General features: G+C 36.1%; 15 protein-coding genes, 3 pseudogenes and 1 riboswitch. Of the genes and pseudogenes, 4 read left to right on the top strand and 14 right to left on the bottom strand.

Features of this window, described 5'->3' with window-relative positions; genetic code table 11:
* The first annotated feature begins 81 nt into the window (after positions 1-81).
* Positions 82-999, top strand: a complete 918-nt coding sequence (locus QNH24_RS16455) for a sensor histidine kinase (protein WP_283868632.1) — start codon at positions 82-84, stop codon at positions 997-999.
* 114 nt (positions 1000-1113) lie between these two features.
* Here QNH24_RS16455 and QNH24_RS16460 read toward each other — a convergent pair whose 3' ends face one another.
* The 5 genes from QNH24_RS16460 to QNH24_RS16480 all read right to left on the bottom strand — a co-directional run bounded on the left by QNH24_RS16460 (position 1114) and on the right by QNH24_RS16480 (position 4891).
* Positions 1114-1674 (bottom strand): histidine phosphatase family protein, encoded by a 561-nt coding sequence (locus QNH24_RS16460; RefSeq protein WP_283868633.1) that lies wholly within the window; start codon positions 1672-1674, stop codon positions 1114-1116.
* Between the two features lie 119 nt (positions 1675-1793).
* The gene (locus tag QNH24_RS16465; RefSeq protein ID WP_283868634.1) at positions 1794-2333 is read right to left on the bottom strand and encodes a hypothetical protein; all 540 of its coding nucleotides are present in this window, start codon (positions 2331-2333) and stop codon (positions 1794-1796) included.
* 270 nt (positions 2334-2603) lie between these two features.
* Entirely contained in the window at positions 2604-3653 is a 1050-nt protein-coding gene (locus QNH24_RS16470; RefSeq protein WP_283868635.1) for a DUF4030 domain-containing protein, read from the bottom strand.
* Positions 3637-4155 (bottom strand): RNA polymerase sigma factor, encoded by a 519-nt coding sequence (locus tag QNH24_RS16475; protein ID WP_283868636.1) that lies wholly within the window; start codon positions 4153-4155, stop codon positions 3637-3639. The genes QNH24_RS16470 and QNH24_RS16475 overlap by 17 nt, the downstream gene beginning before the upstream one ends.
* 448 nt (positions 4156-4603) lie before the next feature.
* The gene (locus tag QNH24_RS16480) at positions 4604-4891 is read right to left on the bottom strand and encodes a response regulator transcription factor (protein WP_347342913.1); all 288 of its coding nucleotides are present in this window, start codon (positions 4889-4891) and stop codon (positions 4604-4606) included.
* 122 nt (positions 4892-5013) lie between these two features.
* Here QNH24_RS16480 and QNH24_RS16485 point away from each other — a divergent pair, with 122 nt between their 5' ends.
* Entirely contained in the window at positions 5014-5790 is a 777-nt protein-coding gene (locus tag QNH24_RS16485; protein ID WP_283868637.1) for an IS30 family transposase, read from the top strand.
* 689 nt (positions 5791-6479) lie between these two features.
* On the opposite strand, the pseudogene QNH24_RS16490 reads toward QNH24_RS16485, so the two are convergent.
* From QNH24_RS16490 to QNH24_RS16510, 5 genes and pseudogenes are all read right to left on the bottom strand, one after another.
* Positions 6480-7607, bottom strand: a pseudogene (locus tag QNH24_RS16490) (hypothetical protein); the annotation flags it as partial.
* A 403-nt stretch (positions 7608-8010) separates the two neighbouring features.
* Positions 8011-8664: pseudogene (locus tag QNH24_RS16495) on the bottom strand (vitamin B12-dependent ribonucleotide reductase); the annotation flags it as partial.
* 76 nt (positions 8665-8740) lie between these two features.
* Positions 8741-9592: an LAGLIDADG family homing endonuclease gene (locus QNH24_RS16500; protein ID WP_283868638.1), complete on the bottom strand. Its 852-nt coding sequence runs from the start codon at positions 9590-9592 to the stop codon at positions 8741-8743.
* A gap of 209 nt (positions 9593-9801) precedes the next feature.
* A pseudogene (locus QNH24_RS16505) lies at positions 9802-10593 on the bottom strand (ribonucleotide reductase N-terminal alpha domain-containing protein); the annotation flags it as partial.
* A gap of 203 nt (positions 10594-10796) precedes the next feature.
* On the bottom strand, positions 10797-11627 hold the full coding sequence (locus tag QNH24_RS16510) for a lipoate--protein ligase family protein (RefSeq protein ID WP_283868639.1): 831 nt from the start codon (positions 11625-11627) through the stop codon (positions 10797-10799).
* 251 nt (positions 11628-11878) lie between these two features.
* On the opposite strand from QNH24_RS16510, the gene QNH24_RS16515 reads away from it, so the two are divergent.
* Positions 11879-12262, top strand: a complete 384-nt coding sequence (locus QNH24_RS16515; RefSeq protein WP_283868640.1) for a rhodanese-like domain-containing protein — start codon at positions 11879-11881, stop codon at positions 12260-12262.
* A 181-nt stretch (positions 12263-12443) separates the two neighbouring features.
* Here the strand turns inward: QNH24_RS16515 and QNH24_RS16520 are convergent, their stop codons facing one another.
* Positions 12444-13358: a tetratricopeptide repeat protein gene (locus QNH24_RS16520; RefSeq protein ID WP_283868641.1), complete on the bottom strand. Its 915-nt coding sequence runs from the start codon at positions 13356-13358 to the stop codon at positions 12444-12446.
* Positions 13359-13761: 403 nt separating this feature from the next.
* Positions 13762-13838: riboswitch (glycine riboswitch) on the top strand.
* A gap of 156 nt (positions 13839-13994) precedes the next feature.
* Here QNH24_RS16520 and QNH24_RS16525 point away from each other — a divergent pair.
* On the top strand, positions 13995-15344 hold the full coding sequence (locus QNH24_RS16525; RefSeq protein WP_283868642.1) for an amino acid permease: 1350 nt from the start codon (positions 13995-13997) through the stop codon (positions 15342-15344).
* Positions 15345-15443: 99 nt separating this feature from the next.
* On the opposite strand, the gene QNH24_RS16530 is transcribed toward QNH24_RS16525, so the two are convergent.
* The 3 genes from QNH24_RS16530 to QNH24_RS16540 all read right to left on the bottom strand — a co-directional run bounded on the left by QNH24_RS16530 (position 15444) and on the right by QNH24_RS16540 (position 19151).
* Complete coding sequence (locus QNH24_RS16530; protein WP_283868643.1) at positions 15444-16412, bottom strand: glutaminase; 969 nt, start codon at positions 16410-16412, stop codon at positions 15444-15446.
* A 71-nt stretch (positions 16413-16483) separates the two neighbouring features.
* Positions 16484-17899: a M20 family metallopeptidase gene (locus tag QNH24_RS16535; protein ID WP_283868644.1), complete on the bottom strand. Its 1416-nt coding sequence runs from the start codon at positions 17897-17899 to the stop codon at positions 16484-16486.
* Between the two features lie 28 nt (positions 17900-17927).
* Positions 17928-19151, bottom strand: coding sequence for an MFS transporter (locus QNH24_RS16540; protein ID WP_283868645.1), 1224 nt, complete (start codon positions 19149-19151; stop codon positions 17928-17930).
* Between the last annotated feature and the right edge of the window lie 314 nt (positions 19152-19465).

A 19465-nucleotide genomic window follows, 5' to 3' on the forward strand; every position in this document is an offset into this window, starting at 1 on the left:
GTTTCGTTTTTTATTACGAGAGTGGTATCCCGATTAGAAAGTTATAATTCAAATTTTCTCTTTATGGCTGTAGGGGGAGGTATGGCTATAATTTTAAAACTAATGGCTGTATCTGTTTTTAAAATTATCTTTCCTCGAAAGAGTAAATTAAAGAGACCTTTAAATGTTTTTCTCCTAATGACACTAATTTCTATACCAATCATATCGATTTGTATGTTAAGCACTGCTGTAATATCTGAAATTCATATTATTAATCAACCTAATTTTATTTTTATATTGATTGCTACTTTTATTATTTATATGAATTTATGCATACTATATCTTTATATAACCCTCGGAAATTTTTATGAAAAGCTTGAAAAAACTAAAACGCAAAAAAAAGTGTTTGAATCAGAATTGAAATTTTTCAAACAACTAAAGGATTCACAATCTAAACTATATTCAATGAAGCATGACTTAAAAAATCAATACGTAGTTCTATTGGGTATGTTAAGTCAGGGAGATACTGCTGGAGCTGAAAAATATCTTCAAAATTCGATACAGACAATCGAACACATTGATTATTATTTTACAAATAACTATGTGCTAAATTATCTTCTGAATGAAAAAAAATCTATTGCTGAAAGAAATGGAATAACTTTAAACGTTAAATCTTTCTTTTCTGAAATGATTAAATTAGATACTGATATTTTTGCAGTTGTGCTTGGAAATTTAATAGATAATTCTATAAACGCAGTCTTACGTTTATTTAATTCTAAAGAAAAAGAGATTTCACTTCTTATCAAACAACTTGATAATAACCTACTTATAGAAATTTCAAATGTATTTGATACTGCGGAGCTTCAAACTCGAAAGAATAGACGATTCGAGGGAATAGGAATTAAAAATGTGAAAAGAATTGTAGAAGAGTATGGTGGAATTTATAATCAATGGATTCAAGATAATCAGTATATCGTAAGTATACTTTTACTCAATGTAAATGAAAAAGAAGATGAATGAAATAGCTAAAATAGAAGAAACTCACTCATTTTGAAAAAAAGATTAGTCAAAATGAGTGAGTTTAATATTGATAAGAATTACCCCGATAATTGAAATAGGTAAATTCCAAATATACTACTTTTTTATTAGTTTCTTTCTCCATAAATGTTCCATATTTATTTTATTGTTTACGTAACTTAATACAAATACATCAGGATTACTAAGATTCTTCCAACAGTCAAAATCAAAGCTGTTATCATAATTCTTTAGCAGTAGAGACATTAAATTCCCGTGTGTAACAATTATTGTGTTTTCAACTTCACGGTTAAAAGCTTCATCTACAACGTTTACTATTCGATTCATAGCTTCTTTACTCGATTCTCCCCCTTCAAATTTCAACTCAGAATCATCGAATGTTGCTTTAAGTTTTTCAGGCCAGTCTGGTAAATCCAGTGTACTTAGTATGCGTTCCGACAAACGTTCATCAATCTCTATTCTTATGTTTGTTTCCTTACTTATTGGTTCTACTGACTGAATTGCTCGTAAAAAGGGACTTGATATGATTCGGTCAATTTTAATATTTGATAAAAAGTCAGATAAATATTTCGCTTGTGTAAATCCCATTTCCGTTAGTGGTGACTCCGGAGGCTGCCCCTGTGCTTCACAATGTCTCACAATATATATCTTTTTTTTCATACAAAGTATCCTCCAATTATATATAAGACTAATTTCTATGATAATTTAAAGCAGTTATGACGAATGAATTCGAATCAATGCCTTCGCATGATTAATGCTTTTCAAAAATTCTACAATAATTAATCTAACCTTTTTCTTCTATTTAAAATGAAAAACACAACAATGCCAATGGCTACTGCCACTGTAGCCCAAATATATTTTTGATTTCTACTATGTTTACCACTTAAATTAACTTCTTCAATGGGGGGCTGTCCTTCTCCAAGTATCTCCAAATCCTCCTGTGAATAACTCAAAACACGGGTACGATTACACATGGATGATACAAGAGATTTTGCCTCGTATATAATTGATTCGTTAGCATAAACCAAATATTCTTCTCCCTTTATAAAATTATATCCACAATCTCCTCCACCTTGACCAGTAGTAATGATAATTTGTGATTGTTCAACACCCTTCCAAGTGTTGGTTACCTCAAAAAGAACTGATTTAGTTGTATATCCTTTTAAACTTCGTTTCTCTTTTATATCAACAACTTTCCCACTAAATACGGCTTTTGAAAGTTCAAACTCTTCTTCTACACTTGGTAAATCTGCACACGAACAAGCACTTGTAATCGAAGGAAAAGAGCCTATCATAAAAATGAAAGCCAGAATTGTCATTGCTTTCCTCAAATAAATCATCCCAATTTCACCCACTATACCTAGGTTTAGTATTTTTTATAATATACTACTAATGTTAACATAAAAACCCGGTTTTGCTTGGTAATCTTATTCAATGTCCCTTTTCATAAATAAAGACGCTTTCCTTGTTACGGAAAAGCGCCCCAATTGAATACCAAAAATTAAAAAGCTTCAAATATTGATCTGTAGGTTTGAGTATAAAAATAACTAATTACAAAAACATCAATTAATAAAGTATTTGGTTTATATTTAGTTTGTTATTTTAATAAACGATTCTTCTTCATTCTTCAATAGGAATTGAACAGTATATTTGTCATCTTGAATTACCTCTTTCGTTTCCGGTAATGCTAAGTAATCTTGAACAGCCTTTTCAATTTCTTTTATTATTTCTTCAGAAGGTGGTTGATTAAAATCCGTTTTTATTGAAACATAGGAGTGTCCTTTCCTCACTTTATAGGATAGCCCAGTCAGTTGATAAGTCGATTTCCCAGCCATTGCATCATAAATATCAGATGAAATATATGCCCAACGATTATCTTGTCTTCGATGTTCGAAGTTAAAAGTCGTCACTTCAATATCTTTTACATTCAATTTTTGGGATTTTATTTCTTTATCGATATCCGCAATAATTTGTTCTGACTGTTGAATATGATCAGGCATATCAATTAAAACAATATTGGAAAACCATGTTCTTTTAACCCCTGCTAATTCATAATCTGCTTCCTGGGCATATCCATTGGCTGTGAATACTTGCTTCACAATTTCGCATACCTTTTCATATGTGTCATCTTCTTGATTATTTGTGTGATACGGTACTTCAATTTCTTCCGAAAACTTTAATTCATATTGGTCATAGCCGTTTTCATAAAGATAATTTGTTATCTTCGCTTCAAGGTCATTTATTGCCTGCTTTAATGTAGAATCTTTCAAAATGAGTGATATTTCAATTGTATATGGCGATGGTGTGATTCCCACAAAATTAACAGTGTACCCTTCCTTTTTGGCTAATTCTGCGAGTTGAGATGTTAAATCGGGATTATACTGTCCATCTGAAAAACTTGGCGTAATAGAAATTGGTAGTATCCTCTCCGCTATCTTTGCCATTGTCGGCGAATAGATTGGCGAAGTAAGCATAAGAAGCATACAAACTGCTACAGCAATCCAAACGTACTGTTTTATATTATGTTTTTTACTTTTATGTACATTCTGCATTATCTTACGTTTAAGTTGATCTTTGGATTTGTCCGTTAGCTTTAATTCTTCTCCCAGTTTATTAAATTGTTCATCTAAAGATTTCACTGGTAAACCCTCCTTTAATCAACTCATTTTTTAGTTCAATTAACGCTCTTTTTAACGTCATTTTCACTTTACTTTCTGACCAGTTTAAAATAAGAGCTGTTTCTGCCGTTGAAAATTCTTTTAACTTCCGCAATATGATGACATGCCTGTATGTAGGCTTTAATTGTTGAATCGTTCTGTATAATTGTTCCGTTTGAAAGTTCATCGCTACGATTTGCTCAGGTGTTGGCTTGTAATCTTTCTCTTCCATCGTTAAACCCAAAAAATGCTGCAAAGGATGTTTTTTTCGGAAATAGTCCTTGGTCACATTGTGTGCTATCGTAAATAGCCATGTTTTCTCAGAGGACTTTTGTTCAAATTGCTGTTTATGTCTATAAGCTTTTATAAAGGTTTCCTGTGTTAAATCCTCTGCTTGTTGATAGTCTCTCACCATTAATAGTATGTAGGTTAAAACCGATTCACCATATTGATCGATCCATTCGGTCAATTCCTCTTGTTCCAAAGCTGCTCCCTCCTTTTCTATATACTTAGACGTAAATTAAAATGAGCTCGTCACGTTTTAAACAATAAAACTAAAATAATTAAAATTAGACACTCCACCAAAATTAAAAAAGCATAATCCAAATTAATGCTTTTTGAAATCTTCTTCGTAACTCCATTGGAATAGTGTTTAACGTAATGAACTCATTATCTTTCACTCTCCTACTATTTAAATCTAATACTCTAAAGTCTATTTGTTCACGGAGATTCTTTTTCAGACGAGAATATTCAAGAATCTTGACAATAACGTATTGCTGAATCATTAGAGACCTTCAAATACAAGAAAAAAGACACTTTCCTTTTTACAGAAAAGCGCCAGATTGTTGAATAATGTCCAGCTTCTATTAGCTGATTTGTTGAATATTAGAAGAATTTTTATTTGCTTGTTTAATAAAAGACAGTTATAAATACTATTCTTTATAATTAGGCTGAATATAGCCAAATTTAATTCCTTTAGTTACAGCTTCTAATGAAGAAGATACATTCAACTTGTCAAATATATGCTGAATATGATTAGAAACTGTACGTTCGCTAGCAAAAACAATGGAAGCAATATCCTTACGCTTATATCCATTGGCTAGTAATTGTAAAATTTGTTTTTCACTATCAGTCAATTCTTCAACAAATTCCGAGGGCTTTGGAAAATAGTCAGTACCATTATTAATATCAATTAATATTTCCAATAATTTATCTGGCATAATATTTTTATTAGACGGATTGTAATATTAAGTGCAACACCCAGAAGTCAATATAAAGGAAGCCCATAACGACCTCGTGTAGAATGTAGTTACCACACAAACATTCAAACGGAGGAATCGTTATGAGCTATACCCATCTTACCATATCAGAACGTGTAAAAATAGAAACATACCTAGAACTTGATTATCCGATTCGTAAAATAGCGAAACTCTTAAATCGTCAACCTTCTACGATTTCCAGAGAAATAAAACGCCACGCCGGTAGTACGGCTGACGAAGCGCAGGTACGTTACCACCAAAATAAATCCAACTGTGGTGCCAAGTCAAAATGTACACCCGAAGTAAAAGAAGCTGTTCAAGAAAAGTTGTGGGATACTTGGTCGCCTGAACAAATTGTCGGCCGCTTGTATCAAGGACAGCTAAGTTTTAAAACCATCTATCGCTGGATTTACGAGGGTTTTTTAGAAGTGCCTATAACCGTTCTCCGTCAAAAAGGAAAGCGCCAAAAGCCCCGCGAAACAAGAGGAAGATTTAACATTGGTACACCAATTTCTAAACTGGAAAGAGCAGTACGTCTACTTCATTCTAAATTACCAAAAGGCGCTATAAAAACAGCCACAACAGACCGAGGTAAAGAATTTAGCTGTTATAAAGTGTTAGAAAAAGACTTGAAAATTGATGTTTATTTTGCGGATGCCTATTCTTCTTGGCAACGCGGAAGTAACGAAAATGGAAATAGATTACATCGCGAGTTCTTCCCTAAGCAAACAAATTTCGAAAAAGTATCACCAGAAGAACTAACAGAATCATTAAACTATATCAACAACCGACCAAGAAAATGTCTTGGTTGGAAAACTGCAAACGAGGCTTTTAATGAGCAATTGTTGCACTTAATTTGACAAATCATCATAAAGATAAAATTATGGATTATATTTGTTTTCATGGTAGACTCTCTTCGTTTATAGAGGAACCCCTAATATTTAAGTAAAATCAACTTCCTGTACGATAAGGAAACCCTATGTTTTTATTGGCTTCTTTGCTCCATTAACTGTAATTAACCATCATATTTTAGATTAAAAAACAAAAAGGCTATCTGGTGTATTATTTTAATAATTCCCTAGACTAGCCATATCAATTATTTTATTTCTTTTTATTGGCAAAACAATTTTTTAATTGTTTCAACAGATAATTCCATTCTCAAAGTTTTCTCAAATGTTTTGATTTCGATGATTTAGTTGCTTTTGTATATATATCACTAACAAAACCCCATTTTTTTCAAGTGGTTTGTTGTATTGGAATATATCAATTTTATAATGACGTAATTGCGTTCGTTGCAACAGGCTTGGCGTTCTTAAATTGAGTTCCGCTATTTCAGCAGGTTTTGGACACCCTTTAAAAAGTAGCTTAAATTCGTATTTATCTCACTATCTTTAGAGGTGGGAGACTTCTGCTGAAAGAAGTTAAAACACCCCTTTAGAAATCACTTCTAAAGGGGTGAAAATCGATACAACTTTATTAAAAACGGTACAACTTTTTTACAAATAGTATAACTTTATTTCAAACCATCAAGATTACCATTTTTATTATTTTACAGACCGCATTTTAACTGTGCACCACAGTTTGTACATGTATTACAGCCACCCATTTCTTCGACTGTTCCTTTACGGCATACTGGACATGTATTCCCTACGTCTGAGCCGATAACCGTTGTAGATTCTAACGCTTGGATTGTATCTACTAATACGACTGGACGTTTTGTATGTTCTTCTACCAATTCTTCCTCGAATGATAGCTGATCCATATCATTCTCTTCAGCTTTTAGTGTAAGCACTTGTGAATCACGGCTACCATCCACATAGACCGTACCACCTTTAGCGCCACCTTTATATAGACGCTCATATACTTTTTCTACTTGCTGTACTGTATAGCCTTTTGGTGCGTTTACTGTTTTAGAGATGGATGAATCAATCCATTTTTGAATAATACATTGTACATCAGCATGCGCTTCTGGTTTTAGCTCCATCGCTGTGACAAACCATTCAGGAAGCTCTTGCTCGTTTACTTCTGGGTGACAATCTAAATATTCCTGAACAATTTCAGCTTTTACTTCAATGAATTTACCTAGACGACCAGAACGGTAGTAAGTGAATGAGAAGTATGGCTCAAGACCTGTTGCTACCCCTACCATTGTTCCTGTTGAACCAGTTGGCGCAACTGTTAATAAATGTGAGTTACGAATACCAGTCGCTAAGATTTGCTCCTTTATATGAGCAGGCATTTTCTGCATAAAGCCTGTCTCTGTGAAGGCTTTACGTAAACGAGCTGTTTCTTCGTCTGAACCACCTACTAAGAATGGGAAGCTACCACGTTCTTTAGCAAGCTCTGTAGAAGCCTCATATGCCGTTTCAGCAATTGTTTTAAAGATTTCATCTACTAGCTCATTACCTGCTTCTGAACCGTATTCCTTCTCACAATAAATAAGTAAATCAGCTAAGCCCATAACTCCTAAACCTACACGTCGCTCACCAAGAGCTTGTACACGGTTTTCCTCTAAGAAGTAAGGTGTGGCATCAATAACATTATCCTGCATACGAACGCCTACACGAACTGTTTCACGTAGTGCTTCATAATCCACAGTTTGATTTTCTTTATTCGCAAACTGCGCTAAATTCACAGCCGCCAAGTTACACACAGAATATGGTGCAAGTGGTTGTTCCAATTATTGTTATCCTAAAGGCTTTTTATCCTCTAGCTCTTACAGTTCACTTCCTGTAAGTTCAGCATACATTTTCATTACACACTTTTTTCATAAACCTAAGTAGTTCTTTTTTTCCTCTATCTTCCCCAAAGATTGATTTCGAAATTACTCTAAAATCTTTAACTCCAAATTCTTGATAGATGCTTTCGATTAATGGTTGGAGAGTTGATTTTATTTGATTAAAGGGGGTTGCAGTTTTTTATAGTGTAATGTTGCGGTCTCGTGCCCGGATTATAGTCTACAAAGTAGGATCACCAGGTATGCGTTGCCCCTGACTAAAGTTTTACCAATAGCCTTCGGTTCGGATTAGCATCTCAGCCTTCCCGCTTTATCCCGCAATTTTTAACGTGAGGCGAAGTCCACCACACGGGTTTGTCGCTACAACACTTTGACCATATGCCTTCGCATTCGTCATATCATTTGCGTTGTCGATGAAGAAAATACCTGGCTCTGCAGAGTATGTTGCACATACATTAATTAAATTCCACAATTCTTTTGCTTTAATTGTGCGGTATGTGCGTACTTTATAGCCCATTTTCTCCCATTCACGAACATCACCAACTTTATGCCATTCCGTGTTATAAACGTTCATATCTTCTTTCGAATATTCTTCAACTGCTGGGAAACGAAGCTCGAAGTCAGCATCTTTTTCAACAGCTTCCATAAATTCTTTTGTTAATGTAACAGAAATATTTGCACCTGTTAAGAATTCTGGATTATGAACTGTATACGTACCACCATCACGCAATTTATTTTCCGCTTCACGGATAATTGCTGTGTCAAAACCGCCTAATCCCTCGATACTTTTATAGTTGACAATACCTTGGTACATAGCTTCTTCTTGGAAAGAAAGAGGCTTAAAGTTTAATTTTTCTTTTGCTAGTCGAATGATTGTTTCATCCGTTGTATTTTCGATTAGGTATCTCAAGATACGTGGATTTTGCATTTTTGAAATAATAAATTCCACGATATCAGGATGCCAATCTGCCAGCATAATCATTTGTGCCCCACGCTTTTTGTTACAAAAAAGTATTTTAAGATACTTTTACGATGTGGTCATTTCTGCCACATTCTTATGCTTTCACATAAGATCAGACTATATCATCAAAGAAGGATTTGATTTTTTCATATTTTCTATTGAGTTGTATGGAACCATGTTTGTATAACTTATGAATAATCTTTAACACGTCATCTTTTCGATTAATAAATAAGTCAACGCATCCTTGTTTTGGGTAAACTTTATGGACCGTTAAAGCCAGTTGTTGATTATGCAAAAATTGAAGTAATGATAAAAGCATTTCGCGATTACCCGTAAAACCTATTCTCCCACGCTTGGAAAAATGGCCATCTGCATCAAAAAAACCTCTTAAATAGGTCCATTGTAAATCCTCATTTTTAAAATCAATCCAACTTTCAAAGCCTGTTTTTCGAGGTTTAATTCCCAACCTCATTAAATCATTGCACATTTCTGTTGAATTAATTATTAAAGAGTATTTGTTTTGTTCATTTGGTGCATGTTGTTTACGAAATTTAATCGCTTCTTGCATAGACAATTCTTTTGCGATATCTTCAAGCAATTGCCGGTCTTGCTCAGCAAGTGATAAAATAAGACGTTTCGATTTACCACGGTCATATATAGTGCCATCACCTGTAATATAACCTACTAAATAAGCCTTATTTGCTGTATCAATATTTTTAAAGTAGTTTTCATCGTAATGATACTTCTTATTTTTCAGCTTTCCCGCTTGACCAGGCTTTCTCGCTTTAAAAAGCCCTAATTCTTTGTTCCATCTAAGGATTGTTCCTCTTCCTATGTTAAGTGTTTTTGCAATATCCACTTGGCTCATACCATTTTCATGCAACTCAATAATTCTTTTAATCAATCGTTCCTTGTCTCGCGCCTCATAAGGACGTCTCCGTACAATACGATTTACTTCTTCCATGCTTCCACCTCCGATGTGGTCCAAAAGTTTAGGAAGGTTCAATAGTCGTTGAACGTTCATCTACGTTTCCATAGATGCTTCGCTGCTGATTGCCCAATCTTTTCTTTTTTCAAGCATTCACGCTTAGCTTCGCAGCTTACGTTGTAGCAAGAAAAGCTCTAAGGGTGTTCCAGCAATTCACGAGATTTTAATCCCGCCGTTATCGGTTAACGGGATCCACCTTGTTCGACAAGATGAGTCAGCTTCGCAATATCATCTAACCATGAGACAGAACCAGATGATTTACCATTTACACCACGTGCTAACGTGTTACGTGGACGTAATGTCGAACCATTTGTCCCTACACCACCGCCGCGGCTCATAATTTCCATTACTTGCTTACGGTGATCACTTATTCCTTCACGTGAATCAGCTACAAATGGCATTACGTAACAGTTGAAGAAGGTTACATCTGTTTCAGACCCTGCTCCGTAAATAACTCGTCCAGCTGGAATGAATTTTAATGATACCAACTGATCATAAAACTTCTCAAACCATTCTTGGCGTTTCTCTGGTGTTTTTTCAACAGCAGCAAGCCCTGTGGCATTGCGTTTTGCGATTTGTTCATAAAAAATTTCAAGAGGCTTTTCTAACACGTCAATTGAACGCGTAATCACACCTGTTTCTTGCTCTTTTGGATTATCTAAAGCGCTACGGTAGTCTTCCTCAATCAAAATATCTGCTGTTTTTGCAGACATGTCCAACTTCTGAATTGTCCCTAAACCACGGGCAGGGAATTTTGGATCTGCCTTCACTGTTAAAACGACAAAATCTCCAGCTTTTAGCGTTTTCTTTTCCGTATCCTTAAACGAGTAGCGATCGATCATGACAAGCCTTGATACACCCTTATGCGTAATATGCATATCAGGTGTTACAGGGTGAACCTGTGGAAATAGCTCAATATCTTTGTTTAACTGTTCAATTTGTTTGTTTACTTCGGGTTGATGATTTGTGAGTACCATCGTTTTGCCTCCCTTATTTTCTGCCTTACACACAATAAATACACAATATCATGTGTTGTTAAACACTACATATTGTGTATATGTCTTAAAAAAAGATACTATATATAGTTTTTTAATTCAACTCTTGCAATTTGGAATAGAATCAGAACTGCTTGTCATCACAAGGTTTGAACGATAAAAAAATATTTTTCTTATACCATTTTTTACTTTTTGAAGTTCCAATCGTCACATGCATATTTTTTTTCTTCTAGTGCATGGACATATTCTAATTGCTCCTCAGAAAGTGTAAATGGTTTTAAATCAATTTGCAACGATTTTGCAAAGCCATCTCGAAAAGCTGTCACACATTGTTCAATTGTAACAGGTTCTTTGACAAGACTATTAATAGCAACGGCCTTCTCTGGTAGCTTTCTACGCATACGAGCCTTCGCTTCTTCACTTGAAAAATTAAAAACGGATAATAATTTTTCCTGATCTAAATCTAGTAAAATGGCTCCGTGCTGTAAAATAACACCCTTTTGACGTGTTTGTGCACTACCAGCAATTTTTTTCCCCTCTACGACAAGTTCATACCAGCTTGGGGCATCAAAACAAACTGCACTTTTCGGCTTTTTTAAATCTGCCTTTTTTTCCTCTGTATCCGGCACGCTAAAATATGCATCCATCCCGAGATTATGAAAGCCTTGTAGTATACCTTCACTTAACACTCGATAGGCCTCTGTCACTGACTCTGGCATATTTGGATAGCTTTCAGTTACAATGACGCTATATGTCAACTCATGCTCATGTAAAACGGCTCTACCCCCTGTTGGACGACGAACAAAACCAAGTCCTTGCTGCTGCACTGCCTCTATATTAATATCTCGCTTTGCTTGTTGAAAATAACCAATGGAAAGCGTAGCTGGCTCCCACTCATAAAAACGAATAACGGGTGGAATCAATCCTTCACTATGCCAATCAAGCAATGCCTCATCTAATGCCATATTAAAAGAAGGACTACATTTCCCTGAATTTAGAAAATACCAAGTTGTCATATTTTCATCTCCCACAACTATTTAATTTATCTTGAAAGGGCGTCAATATATGTCATAATATTCAATGTCGAATTATCATAAATAGTGACACTCATCTACTTCTGTAGCTTTGATGAACTACCATCCACGTAAACCATTGCATATAGTTATCTTAATTCTAGCCACAATCTAGTTAATTTTATCAAAGTCAATGGACTATCGCTAGCGCATCTTTTATAATAATAAAGAAGATAGAAAGGGGTAAGAAAATCTTGGACATACTTATCACAATCGGTGTTGTTTTAGTAGTCCTAATTGCATATATCGGAATAAATGCAATGCGACTAAAAAAAGCAGTGACAAACCTAACACAAGAACAATTTATTGAAGGCTATCGTAAAGCTCAGCTTATTGATGTACGAGAGCAGAAAGAATTTGATGCTGGTCATATCCTTGGTGCTCGCAATGTTCCTTCAACTACACTACGTCAACGTTATAAAGAAATTCGCCCAGATTTACCAGTGTATTTATACTGTCAAAATACAGGCCGTAGCTCACGTGCTGCATTGTTTCTTAAAAAGCGTGGCTACAACCAAATTTACCAGCTTCAAGGCGGCTTCCGTACTTGGACAGGTAAAATAAAATCAAAAAAATAAGCATGTAGTAGAATCGTTAAGGCGCGAGGACCGCGTTCTTTCTCAATCGAGAAGTCGATTTAAATATATTTAACTACGCTGCGTCGTTTCGACAAAAAGAAACCATCCCAAATGACTATGAGATGGTTTCCTTTTTGCAAAAAATTCAGAGTTTCTACTATATTATATCCATTACATACAATTACTCACCTATTTCTTGCTCACCACAACTTTGATCATGCATGGGGCAGAAAAAGGTAAAGCAACGAGATGCAATATACAGCTCATCATCATTCGAGATGCTAACCTGCAAATGAGCATTTCTCACACGCTCCATATCCGCTAGCAATCTCTGCTCCTCTTCCTTCATTTCCTCGCTTGTCATTTCATATTCCTCCGCATCCTCTGGTAATTCCATTAATTCTGTTGTTAATGTTTCCAGAAAAATAGCGCGAATATCTTTTACTTGCTTTTCATGTCCAAGCTGATGGAGGACCCATAAATAATTTGAAATCCAATAAGCTGTATGTGCGTAATGCTGATAACCTTTAGCATACCATTCCGCGGCCTCTTGATAGTTACCCAAGCTTGTATATAACTCCCCTAGCTCGACTTCTCCAATAAAGCGTTCCTGATCACGCTTAATAACATCAATCCATTTATAAGCACTATCAGTATCTCCAGCCAAAACAAAACATTCAACAGCCCTCATTAGCCCGTAATCCTCTGATTTGTAGGATTGGATAAAATATGTAGCCGCTTCGTTAAACTTGTGTTGCTGTTTATAAATACATGCTAAATTATGAGCGACAACAGGGGACTCAAATAAAGTGTAGGCCTGCTCTAGCCATGGCTGTGCACTTTCATAGTTCACAAGTCGCATCAACAATTCGCCAAGTAATGCATACGGATAATAAGTTTTAGGCTCCATAGCAACAGCCTGTTTGGCATAGTATAACGCTTCTTCATAATCTTCATTTTCCTTCAATAAATCGGCTAAATTATGGAGGATTATAACATTTTTTTCTTCAGCTAGCACATCTAACAGCATATGTTTAACCTGTTTGTACCCTCCTTCCCTCGCCAATATCTCTGCAGCCTTCTTTATTCGTTCCATTTACTCACCTCATGAATAGATTATTAATGCACCATATCATTGGACGTTTTTACCTTTTTGTTGAACATTTGAATTCTTCATTTGATCACTCTCCTCATTTTTTTGACCGCTCTTCCCCTCCAATCGTTCACTCTCCTCTCTATTTCGAGCATTCGAATTTCCAATGTACTTACTATTAATACACTCACATAGTATCCTTTCAAAGTTAAGAAAACAATTGTATGACCTAAAAATACTATTTTCTATAATTTATTTCTCTATCTAAATCGCATTCTTCTATTTTTCTGAAAATAGCTAAAATTTGTTCTTGAATAATGATGCAACCATTGATAGGATGTATAATATCTTAAAATAATGTCATCACGACAATATAAGCTATGAATGCTATGGATTAAACTATAGCAGGAGCAGTTCTGGAGAGAGCGCAGCTTGCGTCGCCGAAGGGTTCACTATCTCAGGCAAAAGGACAGAGGAGTAATATCAACTTTCATCATGAAAGATATACCAACCGAATGTTTACTTTATCGTCAACATCCATAAATGGTATTTGTTATTCTGACGTTTACGAGACTAGTGTCATGACTAGTCTTTTTTTATTTTCCAGTCATATTTTGTACATCATTGAGGGGGATTAACGTGGAACAACAGCAATTAAAACGAGATTTAAAGAATCGCCATGTGCAGCTTATTGCCATTGGAGGGACAATCGGTACAGGTTTATTTTTAGGATCTGGGAAAGCCATAGCACTCGCTGGGCCTGCCATTATCTTTGCCTATTTAATTGTCGGCATTGCTCTATTTTTTGTGATGCGCGCATTAGGTGAACTATTATTATCAAAAGCTGGTTATACATCATTTACTGACTTTGCAACAGAATATATAGGACCCTGGGCAGGCTTTGTCACAGGCTGGACGTATTGGTTTTGCTGGATTATGACAGCTATGGCAGACATTATTGCTGTCGGTGTATATACGAAATATTGGTTTGATATACCTCAATGGATACCAGCGATAGGTTGCTTAGTTCTACTATTAATCTTAAATTTATTAACAGTAAAATTATTCGGGGAATTAGAGTTTTGGTTTGCCCTCATCAAAGTCATCACGATTGTTGCACTCATAATTATTGGGCTCATCATGCTATTTACAGGCTTTCAAACAAGCTCAGGAACTGTGTCAGTGGAAAATCTTTGGGCACACGGTGGAATGTTCCCGAATGGTGTTAACGGTTTCTTGATGGCATTCCAAATGGTGGTTTTCGCTTTTGTTGGTGTTGAATTAGTCGGTGTGTCGGCAGCAGAAACAGCTGATCCTAAAAAAAATATTCCTTCAGCCATTAACAAAATACCATTACGTATTTTACTATTTTATGTAGGGGCATTATTTGTCATCCTATGTATTAACCCTTGGTATGAAATGTCTGCTACAAGCAGTCCATTTGTACAAGTATTCACTTTAGCAGGAATCCCAATCGCAGCTGGGATTATTAATTTTGTTGTTCTCACATCTGCCGCTTCTGCAGGAAATAGTGGTTTATTCTCTACAAGTCGCATGCTTTATAATCTAGGCAGCAATAAACAAGCTTCAGCATCCTTTGCCAAGCTTAATAAAAACAGTGTACCAAGTAACGCGCTTATCGTGTCGGCAATTGTGGTATCGATTGGCGCCTTATTAAGTAAATTAATGCCAGAAAACGCCTTTAGTGTTGTAACAACCATTAGTGCTATTTGTTTTATCTGGGTATGGAGTATTATATTAATCTCCCATATCATCTATAAACGAAAGAAACGGGCACTACATGAAGCATCTAGTTTCAAGGCACCTTTTACGCCATTCGTTAATTACTTAGTGCTTGCCTTCTTCGCATTTTTATTAGTAGTCATGTTTATCTCTGAGGCCACACGTACAGCCTTACTGCTAACACCTATTTGGTTTATACTACTCACATTTATTTATAAAATGAAAAGGACTAAACCAATAGGCTAAGATGAATTGCCCTGGATAGTTTACAAAAGTGAACCTATCCAGGGCTTCTTTAAAAAAGTGAAGCTTTTCACTATACTAAAATCACGTCAATTAATGGCTTTAAAATATATTCATATCCCATTCAGTTGCAAGATGCTTTAATAGCTTTACTCCTGCCACACTATTGCCGATTGAATCAATCGCTGGTCCATAGATTCCAATACCACAGCCATCAGGAAATGGCGAATTTAAGCTTGCGTGACTAGGCACAGCCGCCAGAATTGCACCAGAAACACCGCTTTTAGCAGGTAGCCCGATAAATGCAGCAAATTTTCCAGACGCATTATACATACCGCAAGTAACCATCAAGGCCTTCGCTAATTTCGCGACCTGTTTTGGGAAAAGCTGTGTTTTTAATTGGGGATGATAGCCATCATTGGCAATTACTAATCCAATCATCGCTAAATCAGATACATTGACTTCTATAGCACATTGTTTTAAATATACCTCCAATGCCTCCTCTACGGGGCAATCTAAAAAACCAGAATCCATTAAATAATACGCTAAAGATCGATTTCGATTAGCTGTTTGCCATTCAGATTGAAAAACCTCTTCATTCACCTTCAATTTTTTACCAACCATTTGCTCTAAAAAATAGAGAATTTTCTCTATCTTCTCCTGTGGTGAAATTCCAGAAAGCATAGAGGATACTGTTATAGCACCCGCATTAATCATGGGATTAAAAGGCTTCCCTGGGCGATGGCTTTCTAGGCGAATAATAGAGTTGAAGGTATCACCTGTTGGTTCAACATCTACTCGTTCTAAAACATAGGGTAATCCTCGATCCATACACGCTAAAATAAATGTAACTACCTTTGACACACTTTGGAGGGTAAATAGTTCAGTAGTATCCCCTGCCTTCATTTCATTATTAGATGGTCCAACAATTGAAATAGCTAATTGGAGAGGATTTTTTTCGGCAAGTGCTGGAATATAGTTTGCGCACTGTCCATTTTTTGAAAAGGGGCGAAACTCCTCGACCCAGCCAGAGACAAGATGTTGTTGTGAATTTGTATGTTCGGTTACCATAATCTAACTCCTCTCATATTTGAAAAAACAGAGCCTTCATAGTTCACCTATGAAGGCTCTATCCGATTATTCTAACGCTTTGGAGGCTTTGTTCCTTCAGGAATTAGGGATGCATAAGTCTTTCCATCCAAACGTTCCTCCCATTCCTTTTTAGCCTCCTCAATCAGTGCTGGATTATGAATACACTCTATAGCGGTGCAAGCCATAATTTTTGCAGCCTGCAACATCCCCTTATGTGCTATCGGCATAACGCCCTGTGATACAACCTGCCACGTATGAAGTGGCGTACCCAATGCCATACATACCGTTGTACATTGAACAGTTGGAACATTCCAGCTAACATCTCCAACATCTGTAGATCCGCCCAAAATAAATTCTGGTAGAATACCTGGAATATGTTGTGCAATCACTTGATCTTTTAACAACATCGTATCCTCTCTCGATAAGCCAATTAAAGCAGAGGCCTGAATGTCAGGTGAAAATGTCTTAAAAATAGCTTGTGCATGCTGTTCATCTTCTATTGTATAAGTTGGCATACCGATTTCAAGTAATTGCTTATACATTGCATCATAAAGTGTTTTATTTGGAATAAGATTTGACGCAGCGCCTTCAAATTCTATTTCTAATGATGTTCCAGTCATAAATGTGGCACCTTTAGCAATATTTTCAACACGCTGATAAATCTCCTGTACTTGCTGTTTTTTAGGTGCTCTTACTAAGTAAGTTACCTCGGCATATGGCTGTACAACATTTGGAGATGTTCCTCCAGAATTTGTAATGGCATAATGCACGCGTGCCTCTGGAATAATATGCTCACGTAAATAGTTTACCCCAACATTCATAAGTTCAACAGCATCCAATGCACTTCTTCCTAAATGTGGTGCCGCTGCTGCGTGTGCACTTTTTCCAGTAAACTTAAAAGTAGCTGCATAGTTTGCGAGAGAGCTACAAGTCATGACTGTTGAAAATGTTCCAGGGTGCCACGATATGGCAATATCAACATCATCAAAAAGACCTGCCTTCGCCATATATGCCTTACCTGAACCATTTTCCTCAGCGGGACAGCCATAAAAACGAATCGTCGCTGATTGATTATGTTGTTCTAAGTAATCTTTCACAGCCACAGCTGCAGTAAATGCACCTGTTCCCAATAGATTGTGGCCACATCCATGACCACTACCACCCTCTTCTAGTGGCTCGTAAGAAGTGACACCACCTTTTTGACTTAGTCCAGGAAGAGCGTCATATTCACCGAGAAAAGCAATAACAGGCTTCCCGGAACCAAATGTGCCCATTAGTGCTGTTTCAAGACCTGCTACCCCAACCTCAGTTGCAAAGCCCTCTCTCTCTAAGGCTTCTTTCATAAATTGTACCGATTTTTTTTCTTGAAAATGAAGCTCAGGTACTGCCCATATAGCATTACTTAATTCAATACTAGCCTCTCTTTTTGATTCGACTAGTATTGAAATTTTTTCTTGAAAATTCATCTTTTTTTACCTCCTAAATTGGATTCAACTATGAATTCAATAGCTTCCCCTTTTGATCATTTAACGTTAACAGTGAAATAATACAGATTGCCGCAAATCCAATTAACATCCAAAAGGCTGCATCAAAGGACCCATTAAAGGCATCTACCATAAAGCCAATTGCCATCGGAGTTACAAATCCTGCTAATTGCCCACCTGTATTGGCAACGCCCATTGCTGAACCTGTAATGGATGAAGGCAATTTCTTTAGCACAATGGCAGGGAGCAAGGTAATAACAAAGGCAATAAATATAGAAACTACCGTTTGATAGCTGATAAATAGTGATACAGATTTTGCTGTAAACATTAAATACAATAAAATGCCAATGACTGCACATGAAATGGAGCCTAAAACTTTGTCCATCCCTCGTGGTAACTTATCAATGATAAAACCGCTACCATAAACGCCTATAATTGTTGTGATGGCAGGGATTGTTTGCGCCCAGCCAATTGACATTAAATCAAGACCTCGATTTTTTTGTAAATAGGTAGGAATCCAAGAAACTAATCCCCAGTTCACAGCATAGATACAAAAATAAGCAATAATTAAATTCCACATTAGTGGTGTTTTAAATAATTCCTTCAAATTCACTTTCGGGGAAACATTCTCATCCCTCTCTACTTGAACGGCTTGCTCTTGTGGTAGCTTAATATATTTCCAATAGAGCAAGGCAATAATGGCCCCTATTGCTCCGATAATGATGAACATCATGCGCCAGCCAATTGTTCCTAATAAATAAGCAGCTAGTAATGGTACAATCAGTGATACAATTCCCCCAGAGGTAAGCATAATGGACATAGCTCTCCCTCTCTCCTCCTTCGGAAAAATTGTTGCAATAATTTTAGAGCTTGCCGGCTGGAAGCCCCCCTCTCCAATACCAAATAAAAAGCGAATAACAATCATTGCCGTTAATGACCATGCAACAGCGGTCAAACCTGTAAAAATTGACCACATAATAACAGCCATCAATAAAACTCGCTTAGCGCCAAATTTATCGGCAAGCCATCCACCAGGAATTTGCATAATGGCATAGCCTAAAAAGAAAGCGCTTAAAATGATTCCTGTAGAGGAGGCATCTAAGCTCAAATCACCTGTAATGGATACAACCGCATAGTTCATAATGTATCGATCTAAATTTCCTAACGACCATCCTAAAAATAAAAGTGCAAGTATTAAATTTCTGGATTTTTTTGTTACCGAATTCATTGTCATTACATTCCCTCCCATATCTTGTAGCTCTATTGCTGCAATAGTTGTGCAAAATGATGATCGTCTAAATTCACATTGTATCCTTTCGCTTTCCTTTGCAACCTACCAACTTTGACTGATCCATCTCTCCCTATCTAATAAAATCAAAACCCCTTAAATAACGACAATTTCGTTATATATTCGTATAATAATCAAATTTTTATGAAATGACAATATTTTTTTTGAAAATTCCTACTAGATAAAACATAAAGAAGGATATAAGATATCTAAAAAACCACGCTTGAATCCTTAAATATATGTAACAAAAAAAATATCCC

The organism is Lysinibacillus pakistanensis, assembly GCF_030123245.1.
Taxonomy (GTDB): domain Bacteria; phylum Bacillota; class Bacilli; order Bacillales_A; family Planococcaceae; genus Lysinibacillus; species Lysinibacillus pakistanensis.

Coding starts and splice junctions, on each gene's coding strand:
- QNH24_RS16455 (WP_283868632.1), top strand. CDS start 82: ATGGCTATAATTTTAAAACTAATGGCTGTATCTGTTTTTAAAATTATC.
- QNH24_RS16460 (WP_283868633.1), bottom strand. CDS start 1,674: ATGAAAAAAAAGATATATATTGTGAGACATTGTGAAGCACAGGGGCAG.
- QNH24_RS16465 (WP_283868634.1), bottom strand. CDS start 2,333: ATGACAATTCTGGCTTTCATTTTTATGATAGGCTCTTTTCCTTCGATT.
- QNH24_RS16480 (WP_347342913.1), bottom strand. CDS start 4,891: ATGCCAGATAAATTATTGGAAATATTAATTGATATTAATAATGGTACT.
- QNH24_RS16485 (WP_283868637.1), top strand. CDS start 5,014: ATGAGCTATACCCATCTTACCATATCAGAACGTGTAAAAATAGAAACA.
- QNH24_RS16500 (WP_283868638.1), bottom strand. CDS start 9,592: ATGGAAGAAGTAAATCGTATTGTACGGAGACGTCCTTATGAGGCGCGA.
- QNH24_RS16510 (WP_283868639.1), bottom strand. CDS start 11,627: ATGACAACTTGGTATTTTCTAAATTCAGGGAAATGTAGTCCTTCTTTT.
- QNH24_RS16520 (WP_283868641.1), bottom strand. CDS start 13,358: ATGGAACGAATAAAGAAGGCTGCAGAGATATTGGCGAGGGAAGGAGGG.
- QNH24_RS16530 (WP_283868643.1), bottom strand. CDS start 16,412: ATGGTAACCGAACATACAAATTCACAACAACATCTTGTCTCTGGCTGG.
- QNH24_RS16535 (WP_283868644.1), bottom strand. CDS start 17,899: ATGAATTTTCAAGAAAAAATTTCAATACTAGTCGAATCAAAAAGAGAG.
- QNH24_RS16540 (WP_283868645.1), bottom strand. CDS start 19,151: ATGACAATGAATTCGGTAACAAAAAAATCCAGAAATTTAATACTTGCA.